Raw genomic sequence first — 24,601 nt, 5'->3', positions numbered from 1 at the left:
ACATCATTCATCCGCCGCCCGGCCTAAGGGAGTTGGGGCCCTTAGGACAGCTTTAGACCCCTGGGTGAGGCTGGCGCTCCGCCAACCGGACCGAGGAGCCCACCCGTGACCGTGCCCTGCGACCTCCTGACCGATGCCGTCCAGTGGCGATTCCCTCTCGGAGACACGCAGGAACTCCATGTGGCCCTGCCCACCGGCGAGTTGGGGCTGCGCAGGCAGGACCTGTTCGTGGCGGGCCCGCCCGGCGGTGAACTGCGTGTGGTGGGCGAGTACCGCGGCGGCGGCAAGCCCGACGGGCCCGACGACACCGGTGACGGGTTCGGACCCGGTTGGATGCCGTACTGCGCGGGCCCCGACACGCGCGACCGCCGGGCGGTGCTGGCGCGCGACGCCGACGGGCGGGTCACGGCAGTGCTCGATCCGCTGGGCACACGAGCCGCTGCGTTCGCGTACGACGGGGACGGGCGGCTGGTGCGGCACACCGACGCGGACGGCCACGACACCGGCTACCGGTGGGACACGGAGGGCCGGCTCGCCGCTCTGCTGCTGCCCGACGGCGGCGCCGTCGACATCGCCTACCACCCGGCGGGCGCTGTGGCACAGATCGCCTGGGAGGGGCCGCAGGGGCCCGCCCGGGTCCGGTTCGGGTACGCGCCGGGGCGGGCCACGGTGACCGACGCCGTGGGCCGGGTCACCGTGCACGCCTTCGACGCCGAGGACCGGCCGCTGTCGGTGACCGGCCCGGCCGGTGAGCTCGCCCGCTGGACGTGGGACGCTCACGGCCGGCTCACGGCGGCCACCGACGCCACCGGACACACCACCCGCTACGCCCATGGCCCGCAGGGGCAGGTGACGGAGCTGACGCTGCCGACGTCGGCGCGCTCCACGGCCGCGTACGACGATCCGGACCATCCCGAACGGCCGACCGCGCTGCGCGACCCGGCGGGCAACACGCTGCTCCTCGCCCACGACGCGCAGGGCCGCCTCGTCACCATCGGCGCGCCCGACCGGGCCGAGGCCTTGGACCGGCGTACCTACGACCCAGGCCACGGCCGGCTGCTCTCCCTCACCGACGGCAAGGGCGACACGACGGCCTTCGAGTACGACGCGGACGGCCTGCTCACCGCGGTCGCGCCGCCCGCGCCGCTGGGCCGCACCGTCTTCCACCACGACGACCTGTCCCGGATCACCGCGGTCACCGCGGGCAACGGGCGGCGCACCGGTTACCGGTACGACGCGTCGGGCCGGCTCACCGAGGTGCGGGACGAGGACTCGGGCGGCGTCCTGCTCACCCTGGTCCACGACGCGCTGGGCCGCGTGGTCCGCAAGGCGGGCGCGGACTGGTCGTACGACTTCACCTGGGTGCGCACGCAGGCCGGCAGCCGCCTGGCCGCCGCGGTCCGCACCGAGGGCGCGGGCCGAGAGGAGGTGCGGCTCACCTACGACGCGGCGGGCGCCCCGCTGTCCCTGACGACGGCGGGCGGCACCACCCGCTACACCTACGACGCGGCGGGCACCCTGGCCGCCGTCACCGGCCCGTCGGGCCGGACCGTCCGCCTCACGCACGACGCGGCGGGCCGCCCCGTCCGCCTCGACGCCGGCACGGTCGTGCAGGAGATCGGCTACGACGCGTCGGGCCGCCGCACCTCGCTGGTCGTGCGCGGCCGGGACGGCACGGAGCTGCTGCACGCGGCCTACGGCTACGCGCGGCCGGACGGCACCGACACCGATGTGCTGCGCTCCGCGACCGTCGACGGCGAGACGACGGCGTACGCGTACGACGGCCTGAAGCGGCTGGTGCGGGCCGGTGCCGTCACGTACTCCTACGACGACGCGCACCATCTGGTGCGGCTGGGCTCGATCGACTTCACCCTCAACGCGGCGGGCCAGGTGGTGCGGTTCGGCGAGACGGAGTTCGGCTACGACGGCGCCGGCAACTTCACCGACGAGGTGAACCCGACCGGCTCCTTCAGCTACAGCCCCACGAACCAGACGCTGGCCGGCGTCTTCGGCGGGCAGCTCGTCGCCGAGATGCGCTACGACGCGCTCGGCCAGGAGATGCCGCGCCGGATCACCGAGACCGCGCTCGACGGCCGCACCGTCACGCACGTGTTCGCGTACACGCCGCTCGGCATCGGGCGGGTCCTGGACGACGGGGTGCCCACCGACGCCGTGCGCGCCCCCGACGGCACGCTGCTCGCCGTGCTCACCGCGGACGGCCGGCACTACTGGACCGTCACCGACCAGCAGGGCTCGGTCCTCGCCCTGCTGGACGAGGACGGCCACGTCGCGGCCCGCTACCGCCACACCCCGCACGGCGCCGTGACGGCGTCCGGCGACGCCGCGGCGGCCTGCCCCTTCCGCTACCGGGGCGCCTACCAGCTGCTGCGCAGCGCCCACCTGCTCGACCACCACTTCTACAACGGCTTCTGGGGCCGCTTCACGCAGCCCGACCCGACGGGGCTGCAGTACGCGCCGTACACGTTCGCGGACAACGACCCGGTGAACACCGGGACGTGGACGCGGCACGACGTGTGGGCCGTCGCGGCCCGCGGCGGTGGCGTGCGCGGCTTCTTCCCCCGCCCGCCGGGACCGGGCACGCCCGGCGCCGCCGTGTTCGACGTGACCGGCCCCGGTGTGACACCCGACCGGCAGCCGCGCGTCGCCGGACAGCGGGCGCGGCGCGCCCTGTTCACCCCCTGAACCCCCGGTTCCTCGTTCCTCACCTCACCCATCGAGAAAGGCAGCCACCATGGCGGACCAGATCGTGCTGCGTGTGCCCAAGGAAGTCGTCGTCAAGGTCGTCGACGACGTGCACAACCTGGAGGACCCGCAGATCGGGCAGGGCGGCACCTTCGACGACGAGCTGTACGACGAGACGGGCACGCTCATCGGCACCTCGCACGGCACCTTCACGATCAAGTACGTGCGCCCCGGCGACGACGGGCTGCTCACCTACTACTCGGAGGACATCACCCTGGAGGACGGCACCATCCACGCCGAGGGGTGGGCCGACTTCCACGACGTGCGCACCAGCGAGTGGGTGTTCTACCCGGCGACCGGGACGAGCGGCCGTTACGCGGGTCTGACCGGCTTCCGCAAGTGGCGGATGACCGGGGTCCGGGCGTCCGCCGAGGCACGGATCCTGCTCTCCGACTAGTCGCGGCCCCCAAGGAGGAACGGCACATGTCCCAGCAGGACGTGCACATTCTGTCGGCGGCCTCGGCGCTGCCGGGACCGGCGGTGGACAACGCGGCGCTGGCCCGGCGGTTCGGCATGGACGCGCTGTGGGAGCAGTGGGTCGAGGTGTTCATCGGCACCCGGTCGCGGCATCTCGCCCTCGACCTGGAGTCCGGCCGGCTCACCGGTACGCTCGCGGACCTCGCGGAGGAGGCCGGCCGCAAGGCACTCAAGGCGGCCGCCCTCGCACCCGGCGACATCGACGCGGTGGTGCTGGGCACCGCGACCCCGGACCGGCTGATGCCCGCCACGGTCAACGTGGTCGCCGACCGGCTCGGCATCGACCAGGTCCGCAGTTTCCAGCTGCAGTCGGGCTGCTCGGGCGCCGTGCAGGCGCTCGACGTGGCCCGGCAGCTGGTGCTCGGCGGCGCCGCCCGCAGGGTGCTGGCTCTCGGCGGTGACGTGATCGCCCGGTTCTACGACGTGACGACCGACCTGCGCCGCGCGGACCCGGCCGAGCTGGTCAACTTCGTGCTGTTCGGCGACGCCGCGGGCGCCGCCGTCGTGTCCGCCGAACCGGGCCCCGGGTCGGCGGCGGTGCGGGCCCTGTTCACCCGGCTCGTCGGGCTCGGCCGGGAACCGGGCGCCGTCCTGGAGTGGTTCGGGCCCGCCGACCGGGACAGCGACCGGCCGGCCGCCACCGAGGACTACAAGGCGATCGAGGAACACGTGCCGCCGATGACCGAGGAGGTGCTCCACGAACTCCTCGCGGACACCGGCTGGCGCCCCGAGGACGTGGGCCTGCTGCTGCCGCCGCAGCTGTCGGGCCGGATGACCCGGCTGATCAGCGACCGGCTCGCGCTGCCCGCGGCGCGCGACGTTTCGGTGGTCGACGACGCGGGCAACTGCGGCAACGCCATCGTCTTCCTCCAGCTGGAGCAGGCCCTGTCCCAACTCGGCGCGGGTGAGCGGGCGTTGGGTGTCTCCATCGAGTCCAGCAAGTGGCTCAAGGCGGGCTTCGCGCTGGAGGGGAGCGCCCGGTGACCCGGGACGCCGCGGCCGAACTCGCCGCACTGCACCACGACGGCCTGCTCGCCGCCCACTACCCGCACGTGCGCGGCCTGTTGGCGGAACTCGACGACGCGGGCCTGGCCCGTGCGGGCCATCTGCTGGCCCGGCTCGACGCCGACGAGGTGCTGGCCGCCCACCCGGACACCCCCGCGCCGCTCGTCGCCGTGACCGGACACGGCACCCTGTCCGCGCTGTCGCCCGCGCTCACCGCGCAGGCCGCCCGGCACGGGCTGCTCGCCCGGGTGGCGCTGTCGGACTTCGACAGCTGGGTCTTCGACCTCGTCACCCCGGACAGCGCCCTGTACGCGCGCCGCCCGGCGTTCGTGCTGTGCGTCCTGGACGCGGCCCTGGTCGCCGACGAGCTGCCGCTGCCGTGGACGGCCGAGGACGCCGAGCGGGTCCTCACCCAGAAGGCCGACCTGGTGGAGCGGGCGGCGGAGGTGTTCGCGCGGGCCGCGCCCGGCGCCACCCTCGTCCTCAACACCCTTCCACTGCCACGGGAGTTGACCGCGCAACTCGTCGACCTGCGCTCCCGTGCCCGGCTCGGCGCCGCGTGGCGGGAGGCCAACGCGCGGCTGCTGCGGCTGCCCGAGCGGTGGCCGCAGACCGTCACCGTGGACCTGGACCCGCTGCTCGCCGAGGGGCTGCCCGCCCGCGACGTACGGCAGAGCGTGTACGCCAAGGCGCATCTGTCACCGGAGCTGCTCGACTCGTACGCGCGCGAAGTGGGCCATCTGCTCCGCCAGTTCGCGGGCGGCGGCAAGAAGGTGCTCGCCCTCGACCTGGACGGCACGCTGTGGGGCGGCGTCCTCGGCGAGGCAGGGCCGGAGGGCATCGAGGTGGCGGGCGGCCATCGCGGGGAGGCGTTCCAGCGCTTCCAGCGGGTGGCCCGGCAGCTGTCCGCGCAGGGCGTGCTGCTGGCAGCGGTCAGCAAGAACGACCTGGAGCCGGTCGTGAAGGTACTGCGCGACCACCCCGAACTGGCTGTGCGCGAGGGCGACTTCGTGCAGGTGCGGGCCGACTGGCGGCCCAAGCACGAGAACCTGACGGAGCTGGCCGCGGACCTGAACCTGTCCGTGGACAGCGTCGTCTTCGTCGACGACAGCTCCTTCGAGCGCGGTCTGGTGCGCCGGGAGTTGCCGGGTGTCGCCGTGGTCGCGGTGGGCGACGAACCGGCCCGGCACGTCGGCGACCTGCTGCGCGACGGCTGGTTCGACGTACGGGAACTGACCGCCGAGGACCGGGCGCGGCCCGCCCGGTACAAGGAGGAGCGGGCACGCCGGGACTTCCTGGACGACTTCGACTCCCTGGAGGGCTATCTGAGGGAGCTGGGCGTGACGGTGACGGTGGCGCCCGCCACGGCCGCACAGCTGGCCCGGGTCTCCCAGATCACGCTGCGCACCAACCAGTTCAATCTGACCACCGAGCGGCTGCAGACCGCCGACGTGCAGGCACTCGCGCAGGCGCCCGACGCGGACGTCCTGGTGATCGCGTCCGGCGACAGGTTCGGGGACAACGGCCTGGTCGGCGCGGTGTTGCTGCACCGCGACGGCGACACGGTACGGCTCGACAACTTCCTGCTGAGCTGCCGGGTGTTCTCGCGCGGCATCGAGCAGGCGGTCCTGTCCGCCGTGCTGGCGCATGCCCGGGACACGGGCGCCCGTCAGGTCGTGGGCCGCTATGTGCCGAGCGCGAAGAACGGCAAGGTGGCCGACTTCTACCCGCGCTCCGGATTCACCGCCGTGACCGGCGCGGCGGACGGGCCAAAGGAGCTGTTCCGGCACGACCTGGCCCAGGTGCCCGAGCCGCCGGAGCACATCCGTCTGACCGCGAGGCTGCGGCCCGAAACCGGAGGGAACGACACCCCGTGAATTCCATCGACGACTTCGTGGCCCTGCTGCGCGACGAACTCGCCCTGTCCGTCACCGCCGACGACATCGGCCTCGGCTTCGACGCGGTCCCGTCGTGGGACTCGGTGCACCTGCTGTCGCTGTGCACGATCCTGGAGCGGGAGACGGGTCGGCCGCTGGCGCTCGCCGAGGTCTTGGAGGCGCCGTCCCTGGAGGCCGTCTACCGTCTGGCGACCGCGTCGTGAGCGCGCCGCGCGTCGGTGAACCGATGCCACGCCAGCGCCGGCACACGCTGTTCTTCCAGGAGGTGATCCGGGAGTTCGCGCCGGTCTTCCTGGACACGGAGGTCGACATGAGCGCGGTCCGCGCGCACCGGGCGGCGGCCCTGGCTGCCGACGGGGTGCGGTACGCGACGACCGCGTACGTGCTGCACGCGGTGGGCGGGGTGCTTGCCAAGCATCCTGAGGCGAACGCGGCGGTGAGCGGCCCGCCGTGGCGGCCGCGCGTCGCCCGTTATCCGTTCGTCAGCGGCAAGCTCACCCTGGACCGCACGCTGGACGGCCACCGGGTGGTGCTCGGCACGGTCGTCCCTGATCTGCACGAGGCCCGGCTGGCGGACATCCAGCGGCACTTGGAGCGGGTGCGGGAGAGCGATCCGGAGCGGGCGCCGGAGTTCGAGGGCATCCGGGCGCTGCACCGGGGCGCGCTGCTCGCGGCCCGGCGGCGGTTCAGGCAGGCGGCCCGCTCGCTGGCGCTGCGGCCGCATCTGACGGGCACGGTCGCGGTGACGTCGCTCGGCCACCGGGCGGTGGACTCCTTCCAGTCGGTGGGCGGCACGACGCTGACGTTCGGCGTGGGCCGGGTCACCGACCGGCCCGTGGCGCGCGACGGGGAGGTGACGGTGGCGCCCGTACTGCGGCTCAGTTGCTGCTTCGACCACCGGGTGATCGACGGGGCCGAGGCGGCGGACGTGCTGACCGAGGTCAAGGAGGCGCTGGAGAGCGTATGAACGACATCGCGGAACTGAAGAACTTCGTGGTGGCCCACACCCGTTCGCAGGGTCTGCCGCCCGAGCACTACGACCCGCTGCTCGCCCGCATCCATGACGACGGCGACGGCACGCCGGGGTCGTGGACGTACGAGTGGAGCGCCGAGGCGGACCGGCTGGCCGGGCGGGGACGCCTCCTCGACGCCTGTGTGCACTACAACATGGCCCGCTTCCCGTACGTGGACGGCCCGGCCCGGCAGGGCGCCCTGGAGCGCTGCACCGAGACGTTCGACGCCTGGCGCACGGAGGCGTTCCCGGCGATCGAGCGGCTCGACGTGACGCTGCACGCGGGCCGGGTGCGCTGCTGGACGGTGGGCCTGAACGCCGCCGAACCGCGGCCGCTGCTGGTGATGACCGGCGGCATCGTCTCGGTCAAGGAGCAGTGGGCGCCGGTGCTGACGCAACTCGGCGACCTCGGTTTCGCGGGCGTGGTCACGGAGATGCCGGGCGTCGGCGAGAACACGCTGCCCTACGACGCGGACTCCCCCGGCATGTTCTCCGCACTGCTCGACGCGGTCACCGGCCGCGCGGACGTGTCCCGCACGTACGCGCTGGCGCTGAGCTTCAGCGGGCATCTGGCGCTGCGGGCCGCGCTGCGCGACGACCGGATCCGGGGTGTGGTGGGGGCGGGACTGCCGGTGCGGGACTTCTTCACGGACACCGGCTGGCAGCGGCATGTGCCGCAGGTCACCACCGCCACCCTCGCCCATCTGACGGGCACGGCGCCGGAGAAGGTGTACGACCTCATCCGGGACTGGGCGCTGACCGGGGACGAACTGGCCGCGCTGCGGGTGCCGGTGGCCCATGTGACCAGTCTGCGCGACGAGATCATCCCACCGGCCGACGCCCGCCATCTGCGCGAAGAGGTGCGGGGGATACGGCTGTTGGCCCATGACGACGTGCACGGCTCGCCGTCACACTTCGCCCAGACACGGCTGTGGACGCTGCTGTCGGTGCTGCGGATGCGCGGCGGCTACGGGGCCGAACGCGCCGCCCTTACCCGCGAGTTCGCCCGGCTGCGATACGGCCAGGGGCGGTCCGCGTGAGCGAGATGCTGCTCGACGGCGGCTCCCGATGTCTGCGCAACGTGCTGGGCCGGTTCGCGACCGGCGTGGTCGCCGTGGCCGCGACCGATCCGGCGGACGGGACGCGGGCGGGCCTGGTGGCGAACTCGTTCTGCTCGGTGTCGCTCGAACCGGCGCTGGTGTCCTTCTGCGTGGCGCACACCAGCAGCAGCTGGCCGCGCATCCGGGCGGCGGGGCTGCTCGGCATCAGCATCCTGGGCGCCGGGCAGCGGGAGGCGGCGAACCGGCTCGCGGCGTCGGGCACGGACAAGTTCCGCGGCCTGCCCTGGACCCGGTCGCCGGGCGGGACGCCGGTCCTGGAGGGCTCGCTGGCCTGGCTGGAGTGCTCGGTGGAGGCGGAGTACCCGGCCGGGGACCACACGATCGTGGTGACGCGGGTGCGGGCCCTGGACGCGACGGCGGACGGCGAGCCGCTGCTGTTCTACCGCGGCGTCTTCGGCGGGTTCAGTCGCTGACCCGTTCCTCGTCCGCGCCCGCGCCGAAGGCCCGCAGGAACGTCTCGACGCCGGCCGTGACGACCTCGGCGACCTGCTCCGGGTCGAGCGGGCGGGTGCCGAGGGCGCTCATGCCCGGCAGCTCGTCGTAGATGAGGGCGATGAACTGGTTGGCGGCCCGGACGGGGTCCTGAATGCGCAGGTGCCCGGCGTTGGACAGGCGGGCGAGCCGGCCGGCGAGGGCTTCGGTGAACTGGTCGGGCCCGCTGGCCCGTACGGCGTCGAACAGGTCGGGGAAGCGCACGGCCTCCGCGTACAGGAGCCGGCGCACCGCCTCGGAGCGCTCGTCGCAGTAGCAGTCGACCAGCTTGTGCGCGACGTCCTGGAGGCCCGGCCGCAGCCGCTCGGGGTCGGTGGGGAAGTCCTGCAGGACGTGCAGCGTCTTGGCGTTGGCCCCGGCCGCCGTCTCGGTCATGACGTGCCGGAACAGGTTCTCCTTCGAACCGAGATGGTTGTAGATCGTCGGCTTCGAGACGCCCGCCTCGGTGGCGATCATGTCGAGGCTCGCCTGCGTGTAACCCACGCGCGCGAAGACGCGCAGCGCCGCATCCACGATCGCCCTGCGCTTGTCCATGCGTCCCCGCTCGGCGGGTACGGCCGCGGTCTTCTCGCTCTCGCCAACGTTCATACGGCCATGCTACCGTGCCAGCCATAGAATTTAACTACCCAGTTCAATTCGCAGGGCTAGTCGGTTAAAGGGAGTTGCTGTGTCTGTAACGAAGGCGGAGGAGGCCGGGCCCGCCCGGCTCGATGCCGCACTGCTCACCGTGGTGGGCGTGATGGTGCTCGGCGGGATGATGTCCTACCTGGACGCGACCATCGTCAACGTCGGGATCAGCACGCTCGGCGGCGAGTTCCGCGCGACCCTCTCCACCATCGAGTGGGTCACCACCGGCTATCTGCTGGCCGTCGCGCTCACCATCCCGGTGGCCGGCTGGGCCATGGTCCGCTTCGGCGCCAAGAAGATGTGGCTGCTGGGTCTGACCCTGTTCCTCGCGGGCTCCGCGCTGTGCGCCGTGGCCTGGAACGCGGAGAGCCTGATCGCCTTCCGCGTCCTGCAGGGCCTGGGCGGCGGCATGGTCGACCCGATCATGATGACCGTCGTGGCGACCGCGGCGGGCCCGGAGCGGATGGGCCGGGTGATGGGCCTGATCTCGGTGCCGATCACGCTCGGCCCGGTCGTCGGCCCCATCGTGGGCGGTCTGCTCCTGGAGAACCTCTCGTGGGAGTGGATGTTCCTGGTGAACATCCCCTTCGCGCTCGCAGCGATCGTCCTCGCGATCCGGGTGCTGCCCGCCGACCCGCCGCGCGGCTCCGATCCCGTATCTCTGGACGCGCTCGGCGTGGCCCTGCTGTGCCCCGGCTTCGCCGCCGTCGTCTACGCCCTGTCCCAGGCGGGCGCGCACGGCTTCGGCAGCGCCACGGTCGTCGTGGGTCTCGTCCTCGGGCTCGCCCTGTTCGTCGGCTACACCGTGCACGCGCTGCGCACCAGCAAGACCCCGCTGCTCGATGTGCGGCTCTTCTCCAGCAAGGGCTTCTCGGCGAGCGTGGCCACGATGTTCCTGCTCGGCGGCGGTCTGTTCTCCCTGCTGTTCCTGCTGCCGCTGTACTACCAGCAGGTGCACGGGCACAGCGTCCTGGAATCCGGGCTGCTGCTCGCGCCGCTCGGGCTCGGCACCCTGATCGGCATGCCGGTCGCCGGCAACCTCGCCGACAAGTTCGGCGCGAAGCGGCTGGTGCCCGTCGGCGCCCTGCTGATCGGGGCCGGGGCGCTGGTGTTCACGCAGTCCGACGCGGACAGCTCCCAGGTGGCGCTGACGGTGGCGCAGCTCGCCGCGGGCTTCGGCATGGGCCTGGTCGGCGCTCCCACCATGGGCTCGGTGTACCGGACCGTGCCCGGCGAGGCCGTCGCCGGCGCGACCGGCGCGGTGTTCATCCTCAACCAGATCGGGGCGTCCCTGGGCATCGCCGTCGTGGCGCTGCTGCTGCAGGGCGGCGGCGCGCACACCGCGCCCACGGCCGACTCGTTCGGCAACGCCTTCTGGTGGCCGGTCGCGGCGGCGGTCGTCGTCCTCGTCGCGGGCCTGCTGCTGCCGGGCAAGCCGCAGCCCGCGCCCGCGGCCGCACCGGCCGAGCCCGTCGCGGACCACGCCTGAGGTCCACCCCCGGTACCGCTGTGCCCGCCGGTCAATCCCCCGCGCCGGCGGGCGCAGCCCCGGACCGACAGCCCCTGAGCACACCGGAGTCCACCGATGAGCCGAACCGATTCTCCACTCTCCCCGTCTTCCCCCCTCGCCCTGTCCGTCCTCGACGTCGTCCCCGTCTTCGAGGAGGACTCCGCCACCCACGCGCTGCGCCGCACCGTCGCCCTCGCCCCACAGGTCGAGGCGCTCGGCTACCGGCGGTACTGGGTCGCCGAGCACCACAACACACCCAGCCTCGCCACGTCCGCGCCGGGCATCCTCATAGGCCGGCTCGCCGCCGCCACGACAACGCTGCGGGTCGGATCCGGCGGGGTGCTGCTGCCCAACCACGCGCCGCTGGTGGTCGCCGAGCAGTTCGGCACGCTGGAGGCACTGCACCCGGGCCGCATCGACCTCGGTCTCGGCCGGGCCCCGGGCACCGACCCGCTGACCGCCCGCGCGCTGCGCCGGGCACCCGACCGCGGCGGCGACGACTTCACCGGTCAACTCACCGAGCTGAACGGCTACTTCGCGCCGGGCGACCCGACCTCCGGCATCATCGCCGTACCGGCCGCGGACGGCCGTCCCGACCTGTGGGCGCTGGGCTCCAGCCCGTCGAGCGCACAGCTCGCAGGCGCGCTCGGGCTGCCGTACGCGTACGCGCACCAGATCAACCCGTACGCGACGCTGCCCTCGCTCGACGCCTACCGCAGCGCCTTCCGGCCCTCCCCCCACCTGGACCGGCCGCGCACGCTGATCGCCGCGCTCGCGACCGTGGCGGACAACGACCGGGACGCCTGGCGGGTCGCGGCCCCGTATCTCCTCGGCAAGATCTGGATGCGCCAGGTGCCGCGCTTCGACGCGTTCCCCTCGGCGGCGACCGCGGCCGCGCACACCTTCACGCAGGCCGAGCGCGGCTTCCTCGACGACCTCGCCGAGCCGCAGTTGATCGGCGGCCCGGACACCGTGCGGCAGAAGCTGGACGCACTGGTTGCGGCCACCGGTGCTGACGAGGTGATGGCGCTGACCGTCGTGCCCGACCAGGAGGAGAGGCTGCACTCCTTCCGGCTCCTCGCACAGGCGGCGGCCGAGGTCAGGCCCGGCACCGCGGAGAGCGTTTCAGCTCCGCTTTAGCCCGGCTGGCGACAGTTCCCTCGGCACTCGCACCCCTTCGCGCCATACGGAGCCCCCATGCATCCACGCCGGACCGTCCGCACCGCAGCCCTGTTCGTCCCGTTCGCGCTCGCCGTCGCCGGCTGCAGCAGCGGTGGCGGCCCCGGCGCCGCCGGGGCCGCGGCGCCACGGTCCGGCGGCACGCTCAGCTACGCGGCGGACCAGGAGCCGGACTGCTGGGACCCGCACACCAGCGCGCAGGACGTGACGGCGTTCGTGCAGCGCCCGGTCTTCGACTCGCTCGTCTACCAGACGCCGGACGGCGACCTGAAGCCGTGGCTGGCCACGAAGTGGACGATCGGCGACGGCGGCCGCACGTACACCTTCGCGCTGCGCAAGGACGTCACCTTCCACGACGGCACCCACTTCGACGCGGCCGCCGTGAAGGCCAACTTCGACCACATCACCGCCAAGCGCACCCAGTCCCAGTACGCCGCCGGGCTGCTCGGCCCGTACCGCTCCACCACCGTCAAGGACCGGTACACGGTGCAGGTGCGCTTCAGCCGCCCCTACGCCCCCTTCCTCCAGGCCGCCAGCACCACCAACCTGGGCATCGCCTCCCCCGCCTCGCTCGACGACGGCAACGACAAACTGTGCGCGGGCACCGACTCCGTGGGCTCGGGGCCGTTCAAGGCGGGCCGGTACGCGCGCGGGCAGCAGCGCGTCTACACCCGCAACGCCGCCTACGACTGGGCGCCGCAGGGCGCCGGCCAGTCCGGCCCGGCCCGCCTCGACCAGGTCACCGTCCGGTTCGTGCCGGAGGCTGCGACCCGGGTCGGCATGCTCACCTCCGGGCAGATCGACGCGGCGGGCGCGCTGCCCGCCAACCAGTACGCGGCCGTCGCCCGCAACACCCGCCTGGGCGTGGTGAAGAGGGCCACGCCCGGCGCCGTCGACAGCTTCTACCTCAACACCACGAGCCCGCTCTTCTCCGACGTACGGGTGCGCCGCGCCTTCCAACGGGCCATCGACCTGGACGCGTTGGTGAAGTCCGTCTTCCTCGGCACCGGCACCCGCGCCTGGAGCACCCTCGCCCCCACCACCCCGCACAGCTACGACGCGTCGCTGGAGAAGTCCTGGCCCGTCGACCGCAAGCTGGCCGCACGGCTGCTCGACGAGGCGGGCTGGACCGGCCGTGACGCCGAGGGCTACCGCACCAAGAACGGCAAGCGGCTCACCGTGCGCGCCCCCGTCTACGGGCAGCCGAGCCTGTTCGCGCAGGCGGTGCAGGGCGACCTGAAGAAGTCCGGCATCCTGCTCGCGCTCGACGCCTCCACCGACGCCACCGAGGTCTCCGACCGGCTCGACAAGGGGCGCTACGACGTGGTGGAGACCGGCTGGGCGCGCGCCGACGGCGACATCCTCAGCCAGTTCTTCCTGTCCAGCGAGACGTCGGTCGGCGGCGGCCACAACTTCGCGCATGTCACCGACGACCAGGTCGACCGCTGGCTGCACGCGGCGCAGACCGCGCAGCGGCCGGCCGAGCGCGCCGCGAACTACGCCAAGGTGCAGCGCTGGACACTCCGTCAGGCCGCCGTCGTCCCCGCCTACGTGAACACTTCCGTCGTCGGCTTCAGCAAGAAGGTGCACGGACTGCGGATGTCGATCTCGGCGTGGCCCGAGTTCTACGGCGCCTGGGTGGAGGGCTGATGAGTGCGCCGACGCGCGCCCCGCTCGTGCTGCGTTACGCGGCCACCCGGCTCGGCTCCGCGCTCCTGGTCGTCTGGGCGGCGGCCACCTGTGCCTTCGTCGTCCTCCAACTGGTGCCGGGCGACCCGGTGAAGGCGATCGTCGGCTCCCACGCGCTGGTCGGCGCCGAGCAGCGCGACGCGATCCGCCACGAGTACGGCCTGGACCGGCCGCTGCCACTGCAGTACCTGAGCCATCTGGGGCAGTTGGCCAGGGGCGAGCTCGGCGACTCCTACCAGTTGCAGCAGCCGGTCGGCGACGTCCTGGCCGACCAGTTCGGGCCGACGGCCCAGCTCGCCCTGTGGTCGACGATCACGGCCGTCCTGCTCGCCGTCGCCGTCACCCTGCTCACCACCGGGCGCGCCCGCTGGCCGCGCCGGCTGTCCTCGGTCGTCGAACTCGTCGTCGTCTCCACGCCCTCGTTCTGGCTGGGCATCCTGCTCCTGACGGTGTTCTCGTTCCGGCTGGGCTGGCTGCCGGTCGCCGACTCCGGCGACGCGCGCTCCCTGGTGCTGCCGGTGCTGACGCTGGCCCTGCCCATCGCGGCGGTGCTCGCCCCGGTGCTGCGCGAGGGGCTGCTCGGCGCGCTCGACCAGCCGTTCACGCTGACCGCCCGGGCGCGCGGCCTCGCCGAGCACCGGGTGCGTTCCCAGCACGCGCTGCGGCATGCGGCGCTGCCCGCGCTGACCCTGGCCGGCTGGTTCACCGGGACCCTGCTGGGCGGTGCCGTCGTCGTCGAGAACGTGTTCGCGCGGCCCGGCATCGGCCGGGTCACCCTGCAGGCCGTCGCCGACCGCGATCTGCCGGTGATCCAGGGGGTGGTGGCCCTGTCCGCGGTCGTGTTCGTCGTGGTCGCCGCGCTCGTCGACCTGGCGTACACCGTGGTGGACCCGCGGCTGCGCAAGGAGACGGGGGTGAGCGCCGCCTGATGTCGACATCACGCCACCCGGCCAGGAGCCGGCCGCGCGCCGCCGCCGCGACCGTCGCCGCGCTCGTCCTCGCCGTCATCCTCCTCGCGGCCCTCGCACCCCAGCTCCTCGCGCCCGGCGACCCGGCCGCCACCGATCCCGCGCGGGCGCTGCTGCCGCCGGACGGCCACCACTGGTTCGGTACCGACCAGTTGGGCCGTGACGTGTTCGCCCGGGTCGTCCACGGCACCCGCTACTCGCTGGCGGTCGGCGCCGCCGCCACCGGCGTGGGCATGGGGCTCGCCGTCGTCTGGGGGCTCGGGGCGGCGCTGCTGGGCCGGTTCGGGGACGCCGTGCTGATGCGCGCCGCCGACGCCCTGCTCGCCCTGCCCGGGCTGCTGCTCGCGCTCCTCGTCGTCCTGATCACCGGCAAGGGGGTGCTCGGCACCACGCTCGCCGTCGCCGTCGGCACCGCTCCCGGGTTCGCCCGCGTGGTGCGCTCCCAGGCCCTCGTCGTGCGCCGCTCCGGCTATGTCGAGGCGGCCGTCGCACTCGGTGTACCGCGCCCGCTCGTCGTCGTACGGCACATCGTCCCGAACACGGTCGGCCCGCTCCTGGTCCTGGCCACGGTGACGCTCGGCGCGTCCATCTCCACCGGCGCGGCGCTCAGTTACCTCGGGCTCGGCGCTCAGCCGCCGACGCCGGAGTGGGGCGCCATGCTCACCGAGGGGCAGGGCTATCTCGAACAGGCCTGGTGGATCGCCCTGTTCCCCGGTCTGCTGCTCGTCGGCACCGTCCTCGCCGTGACCGTCCTGGGACGCCACGCGCAGGCCCCTAGGGAAGGGCGGTCCCCGCGATGACCGGCACACCGCTGTTCGACGTCGACGGGCTCGACGTGCGGTTCGGGTCGGGCCCGGCCGCCGTGCACGCCGTACGCGACGTCTCCCTCAGCCTCGACGCGGGCCGCTGCCTGGCCGTGGTCGGCGAGTCGGGGTCCGGCAAGAGCGCCCTGGCCCGCAGTCTCCTCGGCCTCGCCGGGCCGACCGCGCACGTCACCGCGCGCCGGCTGCGCCTCGACGGGCAGGACGCGCTCGCCTTCGGGCCGCGCGAGTGGCGTGCGGTGCGCGGCCGCCGCGTCGGCCTGGTCGCGCAGGACGCCCTGGTCGCCCTCGACCCGCTGCGCCCCGTCGGCCGGGAGGTCGCCGAGCCGCTGCTCACCCACCGTCTCGTGACCCGCAGAGAGGCACCCGGCCGGGTCGTGGACCTCCTGGAACGCGTCGGGATGCCCGAACCCCGTGAGCGCGCCCGCAGTTACGTCCACCAGCTGTCCGGTGGGCTGCGCCAGCGCGCCCTGATCGCGTCGGCGCTGGCCGCGGGGCCCGGCGCCCTCATCGCCGACGAGCCGACGACCGCGCTCGACGCCACCGTCCAGGCCCGTGTCCTGGAACTCCTCGGCGGCCTCAAGACGGACGGCACGGGGCTGCTCCTGATCAGCCACGACCTCGCGGTCGTCGAGGCGCTCGCCGACGAGATCGCCGTCATGCACGCGGGCGAGATCGTCGAGAACGGCGCCGCCGCCGACGTCCTGCACGCCCCTCAACACCCGTACACCAAGAGCCTGTTGGCGGCCGTCCCGGGGCGCGGCCGGCCGGCCCGCCGCCCCGAGCGGGCACCGCGGGCCGGCACCCCGTTGCTCGAAGTGAGCGGTGTCGCCAAGCAGTTCAGGGCGGCCCGGGGTGTGCGGCGCACCGCCGTGCACGACGTCTCCCTGACCCTGCATCCGGGCGAGACCCTCGGGATCGTCGGCGAGTCCGGCTCGGGCAAGTCGACGCTCGCCCGGATCGTCCTCGGCCTCCTCCCGCCGGACGCCGGGCAGGTGCGGCTCGCGGGCGAGCCGTGGAGCGGCCTGCGCGAGCGCGAGCGCCGCCCGCGCCGCGGCACCCTGCAACTCGTCCCCCAGGACCCGCTGAGCGCCTTCGACCCGCGCTGGAGCGTGGCCCGTGTCATCGGTGAGGCGCTCGGCACCGCGGACACGCCCCGCGAGGCCCGGCGCGCCGAGACGCTGCGGCTGCTGAAGCAGGTCGGGCTCGGCGAGACCCACCTGGAGCGCAGGCCGCTCGCCCTGTCCGGCGGCCAGCGCCAGCGCGTCGCCATCGCCCGGGCCCTCGCGTCCCGCCCTCGGCTGCTCGTGTGCGACGAACCGGTGTCCGCGCTCGATGTGTCGGTGCAGGCCCAGGTGCTGCAGCTGCTGCGCTCGCTCCAGCAGGAACTCGGTCTTGCCACCCTGTTCATCTCCCACGACCTCGCCGTCGTACGGGAGATCAGCGAACGCGTCCTCGTCATGAAGGACGGCCGCGTCGTGGAGAGCGGCCCCGTCGAGGAGGTGTTCGCCGGGCCCCGGCACGCCTACACGCGGGCCCTGCTGGACGCCGTGCCCCGCCCGCGGCGCGACGACCACGTCGGGGAGCCCACGTGACCCCGCCTCCCGCCGCCGTCCTCCAACACCGGCCAAAGGACGACTTTAGATCCGGCCAATCGGCAACTGCCAGCCTCGGCATGCCCGTTCCCTCCCACCCAGGAGCGCGAGACCATGCCGCAGTCCCCACCACCGGGCGCCGCCGCCCGAAAACTGCCGTCCCTGACGGGACTTCGCTTCATCGCCGCCTTCCTCGTGTTCGCCTTCCACGTCACGTTCCTGCCGTCCCGCTACATCGGCGGCGGGCTCGGGGACTCGCTGGGCGACATCCTGGCCAAGGCCGGCTTCTACGGCGTCTGTTTCTTCTTCGTCCTCAGCGGGTTCGTGCTGACCTGGTCGGCACGGACCGACGACACGGCCCCGCGGCTGTGGCGGCGCCGGCTGGTCAAGATCTACCCCAACCATCTGGTGACCTTCGCGCTCGCCGCGGTCCTCATGACCGTCGCCGCCGAGAAGATCAGCGGCGGGCAGGCGCTGGCGAACCTGTTCCTCGTGCAGAGCTGGTTCCCGGACATGGCCACCACCAACTCGATGAACGCGGTGAGCTGGTCGCTGGCCTGCGAGGTCTTCTTCTACCTGGCGTTCCCGCTGCTGCTGCGTGCGGTGAAGGCGATCCCCGTCCGGCTGCTGTGGCCGGCCGTCGCCGTCGTGGCCGCCCTGATGTTCGCCGCTCCGCTGATCGCCCGCTCCGCGATCTCCGGTGCGAGACTCCCCGGCATCGCCGACGGCACGTACTCCTTCGAGCAGATCTGGTTCGTGTACTTCTTCCCGCCGGTGCGGGCCCTGGAGTTCGTCCTCGGCATGCTGCTGGCCCTGATCGTGCGGGCGGGCCGCTGGCCGCGCGTCTCCCTCGCCCCGGCCGTCGCCATCGCGGTCGCCGGATACGTCGTCGTCTCCTACGTCCCGTACCTGTTCTCGGTGGCCGGGTCCGCCGCGCTGTGGCTGGCCCCGTTGGTCGCGGCGGCCGCCCTCGCGGACACGGACGGGCGGCGCTCGCCGCTGCGCGGCCGGGTCCTGGTGCGGCTCGGCGAGATCTCGTTCGCGTTCTACATGGTGCACGGCCTGGTCGTCACGTACGGCCACAAGTGGCTGATCCAGGACGCCGGCCGGTCGTCGGCGGCCGGCATCGCTCTGGCCCTCGCCGCGTTCGCGGTGTCGCTGGCTCTGGCCCACGCCCTGTTCACCTGGGTGGAGACCCCGCTCGTGCGCCGCTTCTCCGCACCCCGGCAGCGCCCGGGGGTGGCCCCCGGCGCGGTTCCGGACGCCCCCAAAGTCCTGGAGGTCAAGGAATGACCGAGACGACCGAGACCTCGGCCGCGCCGGCCGCCGAGCCGCCCGCGTATCCGCTGCCCCGCGGCTGCCCGTACCATCCGCCGGCCGGCTACGACCGGTACACCGAGGACGGGCCTGTGTCCCGTGTACGGCTCTACAACGGGCGGCAGGTGTGGGCGGTCAGCGGGCACGCCGAGGCGCGTCAGGTGCTCCTGGACGCGGCCACGTACTCCTCGGACCGGGTCCATCCGCACTTCCCCGCGCTGGCACCGCGCTTCGAGTCGGCGCGCAAGGTACGCAACTTCATCGGCATGGACCCGCCGGAGCACACGGTGCAGCGGCGGATGATGCTGTCGAGTTTCACCGTGAAGAAGGTGGCGCTGCTGCGGCCGCGGATTCAGAAGGTGGTCGACGACCTCCTCGACCGGATCGAGGAGCGCGGCCCGGTGGCGGACCTGGTGCCGGACTTCGCGCTGCCGGTGCCGTCCATTGTGATCTGCGAACTGCTCGGTGTGCCCTACTCCGACCACGCGTTCTTCGAGCACCAGTCGCGCCGTGTTGTCACCGGGTCTACGAGCCTGGAGGAGAGCGCGGCAGCATTCGGCGAGCTCAGCCGCTATCTGGACGGCCTGATCCGGCACAAGCAGGCGGAGCCGGGCGACGGTCTGCTCGACACACTGATCGCCGAGCAGGTCGACACCGGTGCGCTGACGCGGCGCGAACTGGTCGACATCGCGCTGCTGTTGCTCGTCGCGGGCCACGAGACCACCGCGAGCGCCATCGCGCTCGGTGTCCTGACGCTCCTGGACAACCCGGACCAGCTGGCCGCCGTGCGCGCGGACGCGGCGCTGCTGCCCACCGCCGTCGAGGAGTTGCTGCGGTTCATGGCGATCGCCGACGGGGTGGCCCGGTTCGCCACGAAGGACATCGAGCTGGCCGGGCACCGGATCCGCGCGGGCGACGGGGTGGTCGTGGTGATCTCCACGGCGAACCGGGACGAGCTGGCCTTCGCCGGGTCGGACACGTTCGACGTGACGCGCGGCGCCCGGCACCACATCTCCTTCGGGCACGGGGTGCACCAGTGCATCGGCCAGAACCTGGCGCGCGCCGAGATGGAGATCGCGCTCAGCACCCTGTTCCGCCGGCTGCCCGGGCTGCGGCTCGCGGTGCCCGCGCAGCGGCTGCCCGTGAAGGAGCCCGGCGGGGTGCAGGGCGTATGGGAACTGCCCGTCACATGGTGACCGCCCGGGGCGGGTGGTCGGGAGAGGAAGTGCGTCGTATGCGCATCACGGCGGACCCGGGCCGGTGCCTGGGCGCGGGACAGTGCGTGCTGTCCGCGCCGGACCGGTTCGACCAGTCGGAGGAGGGAACCGTGCTCGTGCTCGACGCGCGGGTGGCCGACGAGGCCGACGAGACGCGGCTGCGCGAGACGGTGTCGCTGTGCCCGTCGCAGGCGCTCGCGCTGGTCGCGGACGACCCAGTCGCCGTGGACGGCGGGACTGGGGGAGTCGCTGGGACGGACGGGATCGCCGGGCCCGATGCGGCCGGTGCAAACGTCGCGGGCATCGCGGACGCCGGGACTGACGGCACCCTCGCGACCGACGAGGCCGACCCGACCGTCGGGACTGCCGCGGACGCCAGGACTGCCGGCACCCTCGCGACCGACGAGGCCGACCCGACCCTCGGGACCGCCGCGGACACCAGGACTGCCGGCACCCTCGCGACCGACGAGGCCGACCCGACCCTCGGGACCGCCGCGGACACCGGGACTGACGGCACCCTCGCGACCGACGAGGCCGACCGGACCGTCGGGACTGGCGCGGACGCCAGGACTGCCGGCACCCTCGCGACCGACGAGGCCGACCCGACCCTCGGGACCGCCGCGGACACCAGGACTGCCGGCACCCTCGCGACCGACGAGGCCGACCCGACCCTCGGGACCGCCGCGGACACCGGGACTGACGGCACCCTCGCGACCGACGAGGCCGACCGGACCGTCGGGACTGGCGCGGACGCCGGACCCATCAGGCCCGGTGGAGCCGGTGCGGACGTCGTGGGCATCGCGGACGCCCGGTCCGTCGGGAAGGGGGCCTGACATGCCGGTGACCGGACGACTCGTCGATGTGCTCGGTGAGCATCGCGGTCCGCTGCTCGATGTGCGCCGACTGCCGCCCGTGCCGGGTGTGCAGGTGCGTGAGGAGCGGGTGCCCGGGCCGCCCGGCGTCACCGATGTCCGGGTGCGGGTCTACCGTCCGGACGACACGGCGGCGGCGCTGCCCGCGGTGCTGTGGATCCACGGCGGCGGTTTCGTCCTCGGCGATGTCGACGCGGTGCACGGCAGCGCCGCCCAGGCCGCGGTGCACGCCTCGGCGGTCGTCGTCGCGGTGAGCTATCGGCTCGCCCCGGAGGCCCGCTATCCGGCGGCCCTCGACGACTGCTACGCCGCGCTGTCCTGGATGGCCGGCAACACGGGCCCGCTGGGTGTCGACCCGGCGCGGCTCGCGGTGGCGGGGGCCAGTTCCGGCGGGGCGCTCGCCGCCGGTACGGCGCTGCTGGCCCGGGACCGGGGCGGTCCGCCGCTGGTGTTCCAGCATCTGAGCACGCCGGTCCTGGACGACCGCCTGGACAGCGGTTCCATGACGGCGTTCACGGACACCCCGGTGTGGAGCCGGCGGCTGGCGGAGGAGAGCTGGCAGCTGTATCTGGGCGATCTGCTGGGCAGCGCCCCGGTGTACGCGGCGCCGGCCCGCGCCGAGGACCTGTCGGGGCTGCCGCCCGCGTACATCTCGACGGCGCAACTCGATCCGCTGCGCGACGAGGGCATCGAGTACGGGCTGCGGCTCGCTCGCGCGGGCGTCCCCGTGGAGCTGCACAACTTCCCCGGCCAGTACCACGCGTTCGGGGAGGCGACCGATCCGCGCGAGCTGAGCAGGATCGGCGCCGAGCACCTGGCGGCCCTGCGCCGGGGGCTGCACCCGTGAGCGGCGCCGCGCCCGCGGCGCTGCGCGTGGGCGTCGGGTTCCTCAATCTGGCGCCGTCGCCCGAACGCGCCGACGCCGAGGTCCTGTTCACCGAGTTGTTCGAGGACGCGGTGTGGGCGGACGGGGCCGGTTTCGAGGGTCTGTGGGTCACCGAGCACCACTTCTCGACGTACAGCCTCACCTCGTCGCCGCTGCTGTTGCTCGCTCAAGTGGCCGCGCTGGCACCGCGGTTGCGGATCGGCACGTCCGTGCTGGTGCTGCCGCTGTGGGATCCGGTACGCCTCGCGTGCGACGTGTCGACCCTTGACGTGTTGTCGGGCGGCCGGCTCGACGTGGGGATCGGCCGCGGCTACCAGCCGCACGAGTTCCGGGTGTTCGGCCGGGAGCCGGACGACAGCCGGGCCCGCTACGAGGAGACGGCGCTGGTCCTGCGGAAGCTGCTGAGCGAGCGGGACGCCTCCTTCGCGGGCGCCTTCCACCGCATCGACGCCCCGGCCACGGTGCTGCCCCGGGTCGCGCAGCGCCCCCACCCGCCGGTGTGGGCGGCCGCGCTCAGCCCTGACTCGGTGGCCTTCGCGGTCCGTGAGGGCTTCCACTTCATGGTGAACGCGGCGATGCCCGAACCGGCCGTCCTGGACCACTGCCGGGCGGTGCGCCGTTCCCTGGCGGCCGCGGAGGTGCCCGCGGGAAGCCGTGAGGTCGCCGTGAACCGTTTCGTGTACGTCGGTACGGACCCGGCGACGCGGCGCCTGGCCGTGCGTGAGGTGGCCCGGCAGCTGGCGACGTCGCGGGCACTGGCCGAGGGCGGGGTACCGCTCGGCGGGGCGGCACCGTATCCGCGGGCCGAGGAGCTGAGCGCGGAGGAACTCGCCGCGGCGGGGGATCTGTTGGTGGCCGGTTCGGCGGACGAGGTGACGCGGCGCCTGGCACGACTCACCGAGGTCGGGGTGTCGTACGTCATCGCCGGTTTCCGCTTCGGCCGCTTCCCGGCGCGGGCGGCGCGGGAGTCAATGCGGGTCTTCGCCAAGGACTGCCTGCCCCGCCTTTCCCCCTGAGCGCGCGGCGCGCGTCGCACGCCCCGGTGGCCCTGGTGTCGCCGGGGCTTTCGGCGTTCCCGGGGCCGGCCCGGCACGGCTTTAGCGTGCCGAAAGGCCACCGTTAGGCGGCGCGCGGACGCTGGCCGGGCGTGATCCCGCAGGAAGGAACACGGCTCGGCCGTCGGGTCCGTGCCGTCGTCGACGAGGGAGCCGGTAGCCCACGATGCCCACAGATCCCACTGCCCCCACTGCCCCCACCGCCCGGCCGACCGCCGAAGCCCCCCTCGCGCCGCAGGCGTCCGGCGCCCCGATCGCCGTGGTCGGCGCGGCGTGCCGGCTGCCCGGTGCCCCGGACGTCGCCGCGTTCTGGGAGCTGCTCGACCGGGGCGTGGGCGCGGTGGGTGAGGCGCCGGAGGGCCGGGAGCTGGGGGACGCGCCCCGGTTCGGGGCGTACCTCGACGCCGTCGACCGGTTCGACGCGGCGTTCTTCGGCATCGGGCCGCGTGAGGCGGCGGCGACGGACCCGCAGCAGCGGCTGCTTCTGGAGCTGGGCTGGGAGGCGCTGGAGAACGCCCGGATCGTCCCCGCGGACCTGGCCGGCACCCGCACCGCCGTGTTCGCCGCCGCCATCTGGGACGACTACGCGGCGCTGCACCACCGCCAGGGCGCGGCCGCGGTCGGCCGGCACACGATCACCGGTCTGAACCGGGGCGTCCTCGCGAACCGCCTCTCCTACGTGCTCGGTCTCAACGGTCCGAGCCTCACCGTGGATTCGGCCCAGTCGTCGTCGCTCGTGGCGGTGCACCTGGCCTGTGAGAGCCTGCGCCGCGGCGAGTCCGACGTGGCGATCGTGGGCGGCGTGAACCTGGTCCTGGGCCCGGCGAGCGCGGCCGCGAGCGCCACGTTCGGCGCGCTGTCCCCGGACGGCCGCTGCCGCACCTTCGACGCGGAGGCCAACGGGTACGTGCGCGGTGAGGGCGGCGTCGCCGTCGTCCTCAAGCCACTGGCGGCGGCGCTCGCCGACGGCGACCCGGTGCTGTGCACGCTGCTGGGCAGCGCGGTCAACAACGACGGCGCGTCCGCGGGTCTCACCGTCCCCGACCGGGCGGCCCAGGAGGCGGTGATCCGCGAGGCCCACGTCCACGCGGGCACCACGCCCACGGCGGTGCAGTACGTCGAACTCCACGGCACGGGCACACCGGTCGGCGACCCGATCGAAGCCGCCGCGCTCGGGGCCGCGCTGGGCGCGGCGCGCGTGGCAGCCGGGGCGCCGCCCCTGCTCGTCGGCTCAGCGAAGACGAACGTGGGGCATCTCGAAGGCGCGGCCGGCCTGGTCGGCCTCCTCAAGACCGCCCTCGCCGTCCACCACGGGCGGTTGCCCGCGAGCCTCAACTTCCGTACGCCGCCTGCCTCCATCCCGCTCGCCGAGCTGGGCCTGGATGTCGTGACGGAGGGCCGCGCCTGGCCCCGGCAGGACGACGAGCCGCTGCTCGCCGGCGTCAGCTCGTTCGGCATGGGCGGCACCAACTGCCATGTGGTCGTGGGCACTGCGGTGCCCACAGAGGCCGGCCCCACGCCCGCCGCGCCCTCCGGCCCGCTGCCCTGGCTCGTCTCGGGCCGCGGCGACGACGCGGTGCGCGGCCAGGCGGCCCGGCTGCGCGACCACGTCCGGACCCTCGCCCCGACCGGGCAGCGCCCGCTCGACACCGCGTACTCCCTGGCCACGACCCGCACCCACTTCGAGGACCGCGCCGTCGTCCTCGCCACCGACCACGACACGGCCGCGGCGGCCCTCACAGCCCTGGCCGAGGGTCAGGCGCATCCGGCGGTGGTACGGGGCCAGGCCACGGCCGCCTCGGGCGGCGGGACGGCGTTCGTGTACTCGGGGCAGGGCAGTCAGCGCCCCGGAATGGGACGTGAACTGTACGAGACGTACGGGGAGTTCGCCGCCGCCTTCGACGAGATCTGCGCCGCCTTCGACCCCCACCTCGACCGCCCGCTACGCGAACTCGTCCTCAGCGGCGACGAGTCGATCCACGAAACGCGCTACGCACAGCCTGCACTCTTCGCGTTGGAGACCGCCCTGACCCGCCTGCTCGCGCACTGGGGCATCACCCCCGACGCGGTCGCCGGACACTCCATCGGCGAACTCAC

At 73.8% G+C, this 24,601-nt stretch carries 21 protein-coding genes; 20 read left to right on the top strand and 1 reads right to left on the bottom strand.

Going from position 1 to position 24,601, the window contains the following annotated elements; translation table 11 throughout:
• The first annotated feature begins 105 nt into the window (after positions 1-105).
• From ABZ464_RS37405 to ABZ464_RS37370, 8 genes are read left to right on the top strand one after another with little or no spacing between them, the layout of a single operon-like run.
• Entirely contained in the window at positions 106-2,703 is a 2,598-nt protein-coding gene (locus tag ABZ464_RS37405; RefSeq protein WP_359285084.1) for an RHS repeat protein, read from the top strand.
• Between the two features lie 49 nt (positions 2,704-2,752).
• Positions 2,753-3,160 carry a hypothetical protein gene (locus ABZ464_RS37400; protein ID WP_359285081.1) on the top strand — a complete coding sequence of 136 codons (408 nt, stop codon included), beginning with the start codon at positions 2,753-2,755 and terminating at the stop codon, positions 3,158-3,160.
• A 26-nt stretch (positions 3,161-3,186) separates the two neighbouring features.
• Positions 3,187-4,224 carry a 3-oxoacyl-ACP synthase III family protein gene (locus ABZ464_RS37395; RefSeq protein ID WP_359285078.1) on the top strand — a complete coding sequence of 346 codons (1,038 nt, stop codon included), beginning with the start codon at positions 3,187-3,189 and terminating at the stop codon, positions 4,222-4,224.
• The gene (locus ABZ464_RS37390) at positions 4,221-6,122 is read left to right on the top strand and encodes an HAD-IIIC family phosphatase (RefSeq protein ID WP_359285075.1); all 1,902 of its coding nucleotides are present in this window, start codon (positions 4,221-4,223) and stop codon (positions 6,120-6,122) included. The genes ABZ464_RS37395 and ABZ464_RS37390 overlap by 4 nt, the downstream gene beginning before the upstream one ends.
• Positions 6,119-6,346, top strand: a complete 228-nt coding sequence (locus ABZ464_RS37385; RefSeq protein ID WP_359285073.1) for an acyl carrier protein — start codon at positions 6,119-6,121, stop codon at positions 6,344-6,346. Before ABZ464_RS37390 ends, ABZ464_RS37385 begins: the two co-directional genes overlap by 4 nt.
• A 23-nt stretch (positions 6,347-6,369) precedes the next feature.
• Entirely contained in the window at positions 6,370-7,110 is a 741-nt protein-coding gene (locus tag ABZ464_RS37380; protein ID WP_359285070.1) for a 2-oxo acid dehydrogenase subunit E2, read from the top strand.
• The gene (locus ABZ464_RS37375; RefSeq protein WP_359285067.1) at positions 7,107-8,195 is read left to right on the top strand and encodes an alpha/beta hydrolase; all 1,089 of its coding nucleotides are present in this window, start codon (positions 7,107-7,109) and stop codon (positions 8,193-8,195) included. Before ABZ464_RS37380 ends, ABZ464_RS37375 begins: the two co-directional genes overlap by 4 nt.
• 5 nt (positions 8,196-8,200) lie before the next feature.
• Complete coding sequence (locus ABZ464_RS37370) at positions 8,201-8,689, top strand: flavin reductase family protein (RefSeq protein ID WP_359285266.1); 489 nt, start codon at positions 8,201-8,203, stop codon at positions 8,687-8,689.
• On the opposite strand, the gene ABZ464_RS37365 is transcribed toward ABZ464_RS37370, so the two are convergent.
• Positions 8,679-9,356, bottom strand: coding sequence for a TetR/AcrR family transcriptional regulator (locus ABZ464_RS37365; RefSeq protein WP_359285064.1), 678 nt, complete (start codon positions 9,354-9,356; stop codon positions 8,679-8,681). The genes ABZ464_RS37370 and ABZ464_RS37365 overlap by 11 nt on opposite strands.
• Before the next feature lie 79 nt (positions 9,357-9,435).
• On the opposite strand from ABZ464_RS37365, the gene ABZ464_RS37360 reads away from it, so the two are divergent.
• The 12 genes from ABZ464_RS37360 to ABZ464_RS37305 form a co-directional block, all read left to right on the top strand.
• Positions 9,436-10,884 (top strand): DHA2 family efflux MFS transporter permease subunit, encoded by a 1,449-nt coding sequence (locus ABZ464_RS37360; protein WP_359285061.1) that lies wholly within the window; start codon positions 9,436-9,438, stop codon positions 10,882-10,884.
• A gap of 96 nt (positions 10,885-10,980) precedes the next feature.
• On the top strand, positions 10,981-12,045 hold the full coding sequence (locus tag ABZ464_RS37355; protein ID WP_359285058.1) for an LLM class flavin-dependent oxidoreductase: 1,065 nt from the start codon (positions 10,981-10,983) through the stop codon (positions 12,043-12,045).
• Between the two features lie 57 nt (positions 12,046-12,102).
• Entirely contained in the window at positions 12,103-13,734 is a 1,632-nt protein-coding gene (locus tag ABZ464_RS37350) for an ABC transporter substrate-binding protein (protein ID WP_359285056.1), read from the top strand.
• Complete coding sequence (locus ABZ464_RS37345) at positions 13,734-14,702, top strand: ABC transporter permease (protein WP_359285053.1); 969 nt, start codon at positions 13,734-13,736, stop codon at positions 14,700-14,702. Before ABZ464_RS37350 ends, ABZ464_RS37345 begins: the two co-directional genes overlap by 1 nt.
• Positions 14,702-15,541, top strand: a complete 840-nt coding sequence (locus ABZ464_RS37340; RefSeq protein WP_359285050.1) for an ABC transporter permease — start codon at positions 14,702-14,704, stop codon at positions 15,539-15,541. Before ABZ464_RS37345 ends, ABZ464_RS37340 begins: the two co-directional genes overlap by 1 nt.
• Positions 15,538-17,157, top strand: coding sequence for an ABC transporter ATP-binding protein (locus tag ABZ464_RS37335; protein WP_359285047.1), 1,620 nt, complete (start codon positions 15,538-15,540; stop codon positions 17,155-17,157). The genes ABZ464_RS37340 and ABZ464_RS37335 overlap by 4 nt, the downstream gene beginning before the upstream one ends.
• 114 nt (positions 17,158-17,271) lie before the next feature.
• Positions 17,272-18,450: an acyltransferase gene (locus tag ABZ464_RS37330; RefSeq protein ID WP_359285045.1), complete on the top strand. Its 1,179-nt coding sequence runs from the start codon at positions 17,272-17,274 to the stop codon at positions 18,448-18,450.
• A complete protein-coding gene (locus ABZ464_RS37325) occupies positions 18,447-19,670 on the top strand; it encodes a cytochrome P450 (RefSeq protein WP_359285042.1) in 1,224 nt (407 codons plus the stop codon). The genes ABZ464_RS37330 and ABZ464_RS37325 overlap by 4 nt, the downstream gene beginning before the upstream one ends.
• Positions 19,646-20,524: a ferredoxin gene (locus ABZ464_RS37320; RefSeq protein ID WP_359285039.1), complete on the top strand. Its 879-nt coding sequence runs from the start codon at positions 19,646-19,648 to the stop codon at positions 20,522-20,524. The genes ABZ464_RS37325 and ABZ464_RS37320 overlap by 25 nt, the downstream gene beginning before the upstream one ends.
• A 1-nt stretch (position 20,525) precedes the next feature.
• A complete protein-coding gene (locus tag ABZ464_RS37315) occupies positions 20,526-21,410 on the top strand; it encodes an alpha/beta hydrolase (RefSeq protein WP_359285036.1) in 885 nt (294 codons plus the stop codon).
• Positions 21,407-22,465 carry an LLM class flavin-dependent oxidoreductase gene (locus ABZ464_RS37310; protein WP_359285034.1) on the top strand — a complete coding sequence of 353 codons (1,059 nt, stop codon included), beginning with the start codon at positions 21,407-21,409 and terminating at the stop codon, positions 22,463-22,465. The genes ABZ464_RS37315 and ABZ464_RS37310 overlap by 4 nt, the downstream gene beginning before the upstream one ends.
• 205 nt (positions 22,466-22,670) lie before the next feature.
• On the top strand, positions 22,671-24,601 hold a 1,931-nt coding region (locus tag ABZ464_RS37305; RefSeq protein ID WP_359285031.1), incomplete at its 3' end, for a type I polyketide synthase.

It is taken from the genome of Streptomyces sp. NPDC005820, from assembly GCF_040630255.1.
In the GTDB taxonomy this organism is placed as follows: Bacteria; Actinomycetota; Actinomycetes; order Streptomycetales; family Streptomycetaceae; genus Streptomyces.
Note: the sequence above shows the minus strand (reverse complement) of the source record. Positions and strands in the feature narration are given on the sequence as shown.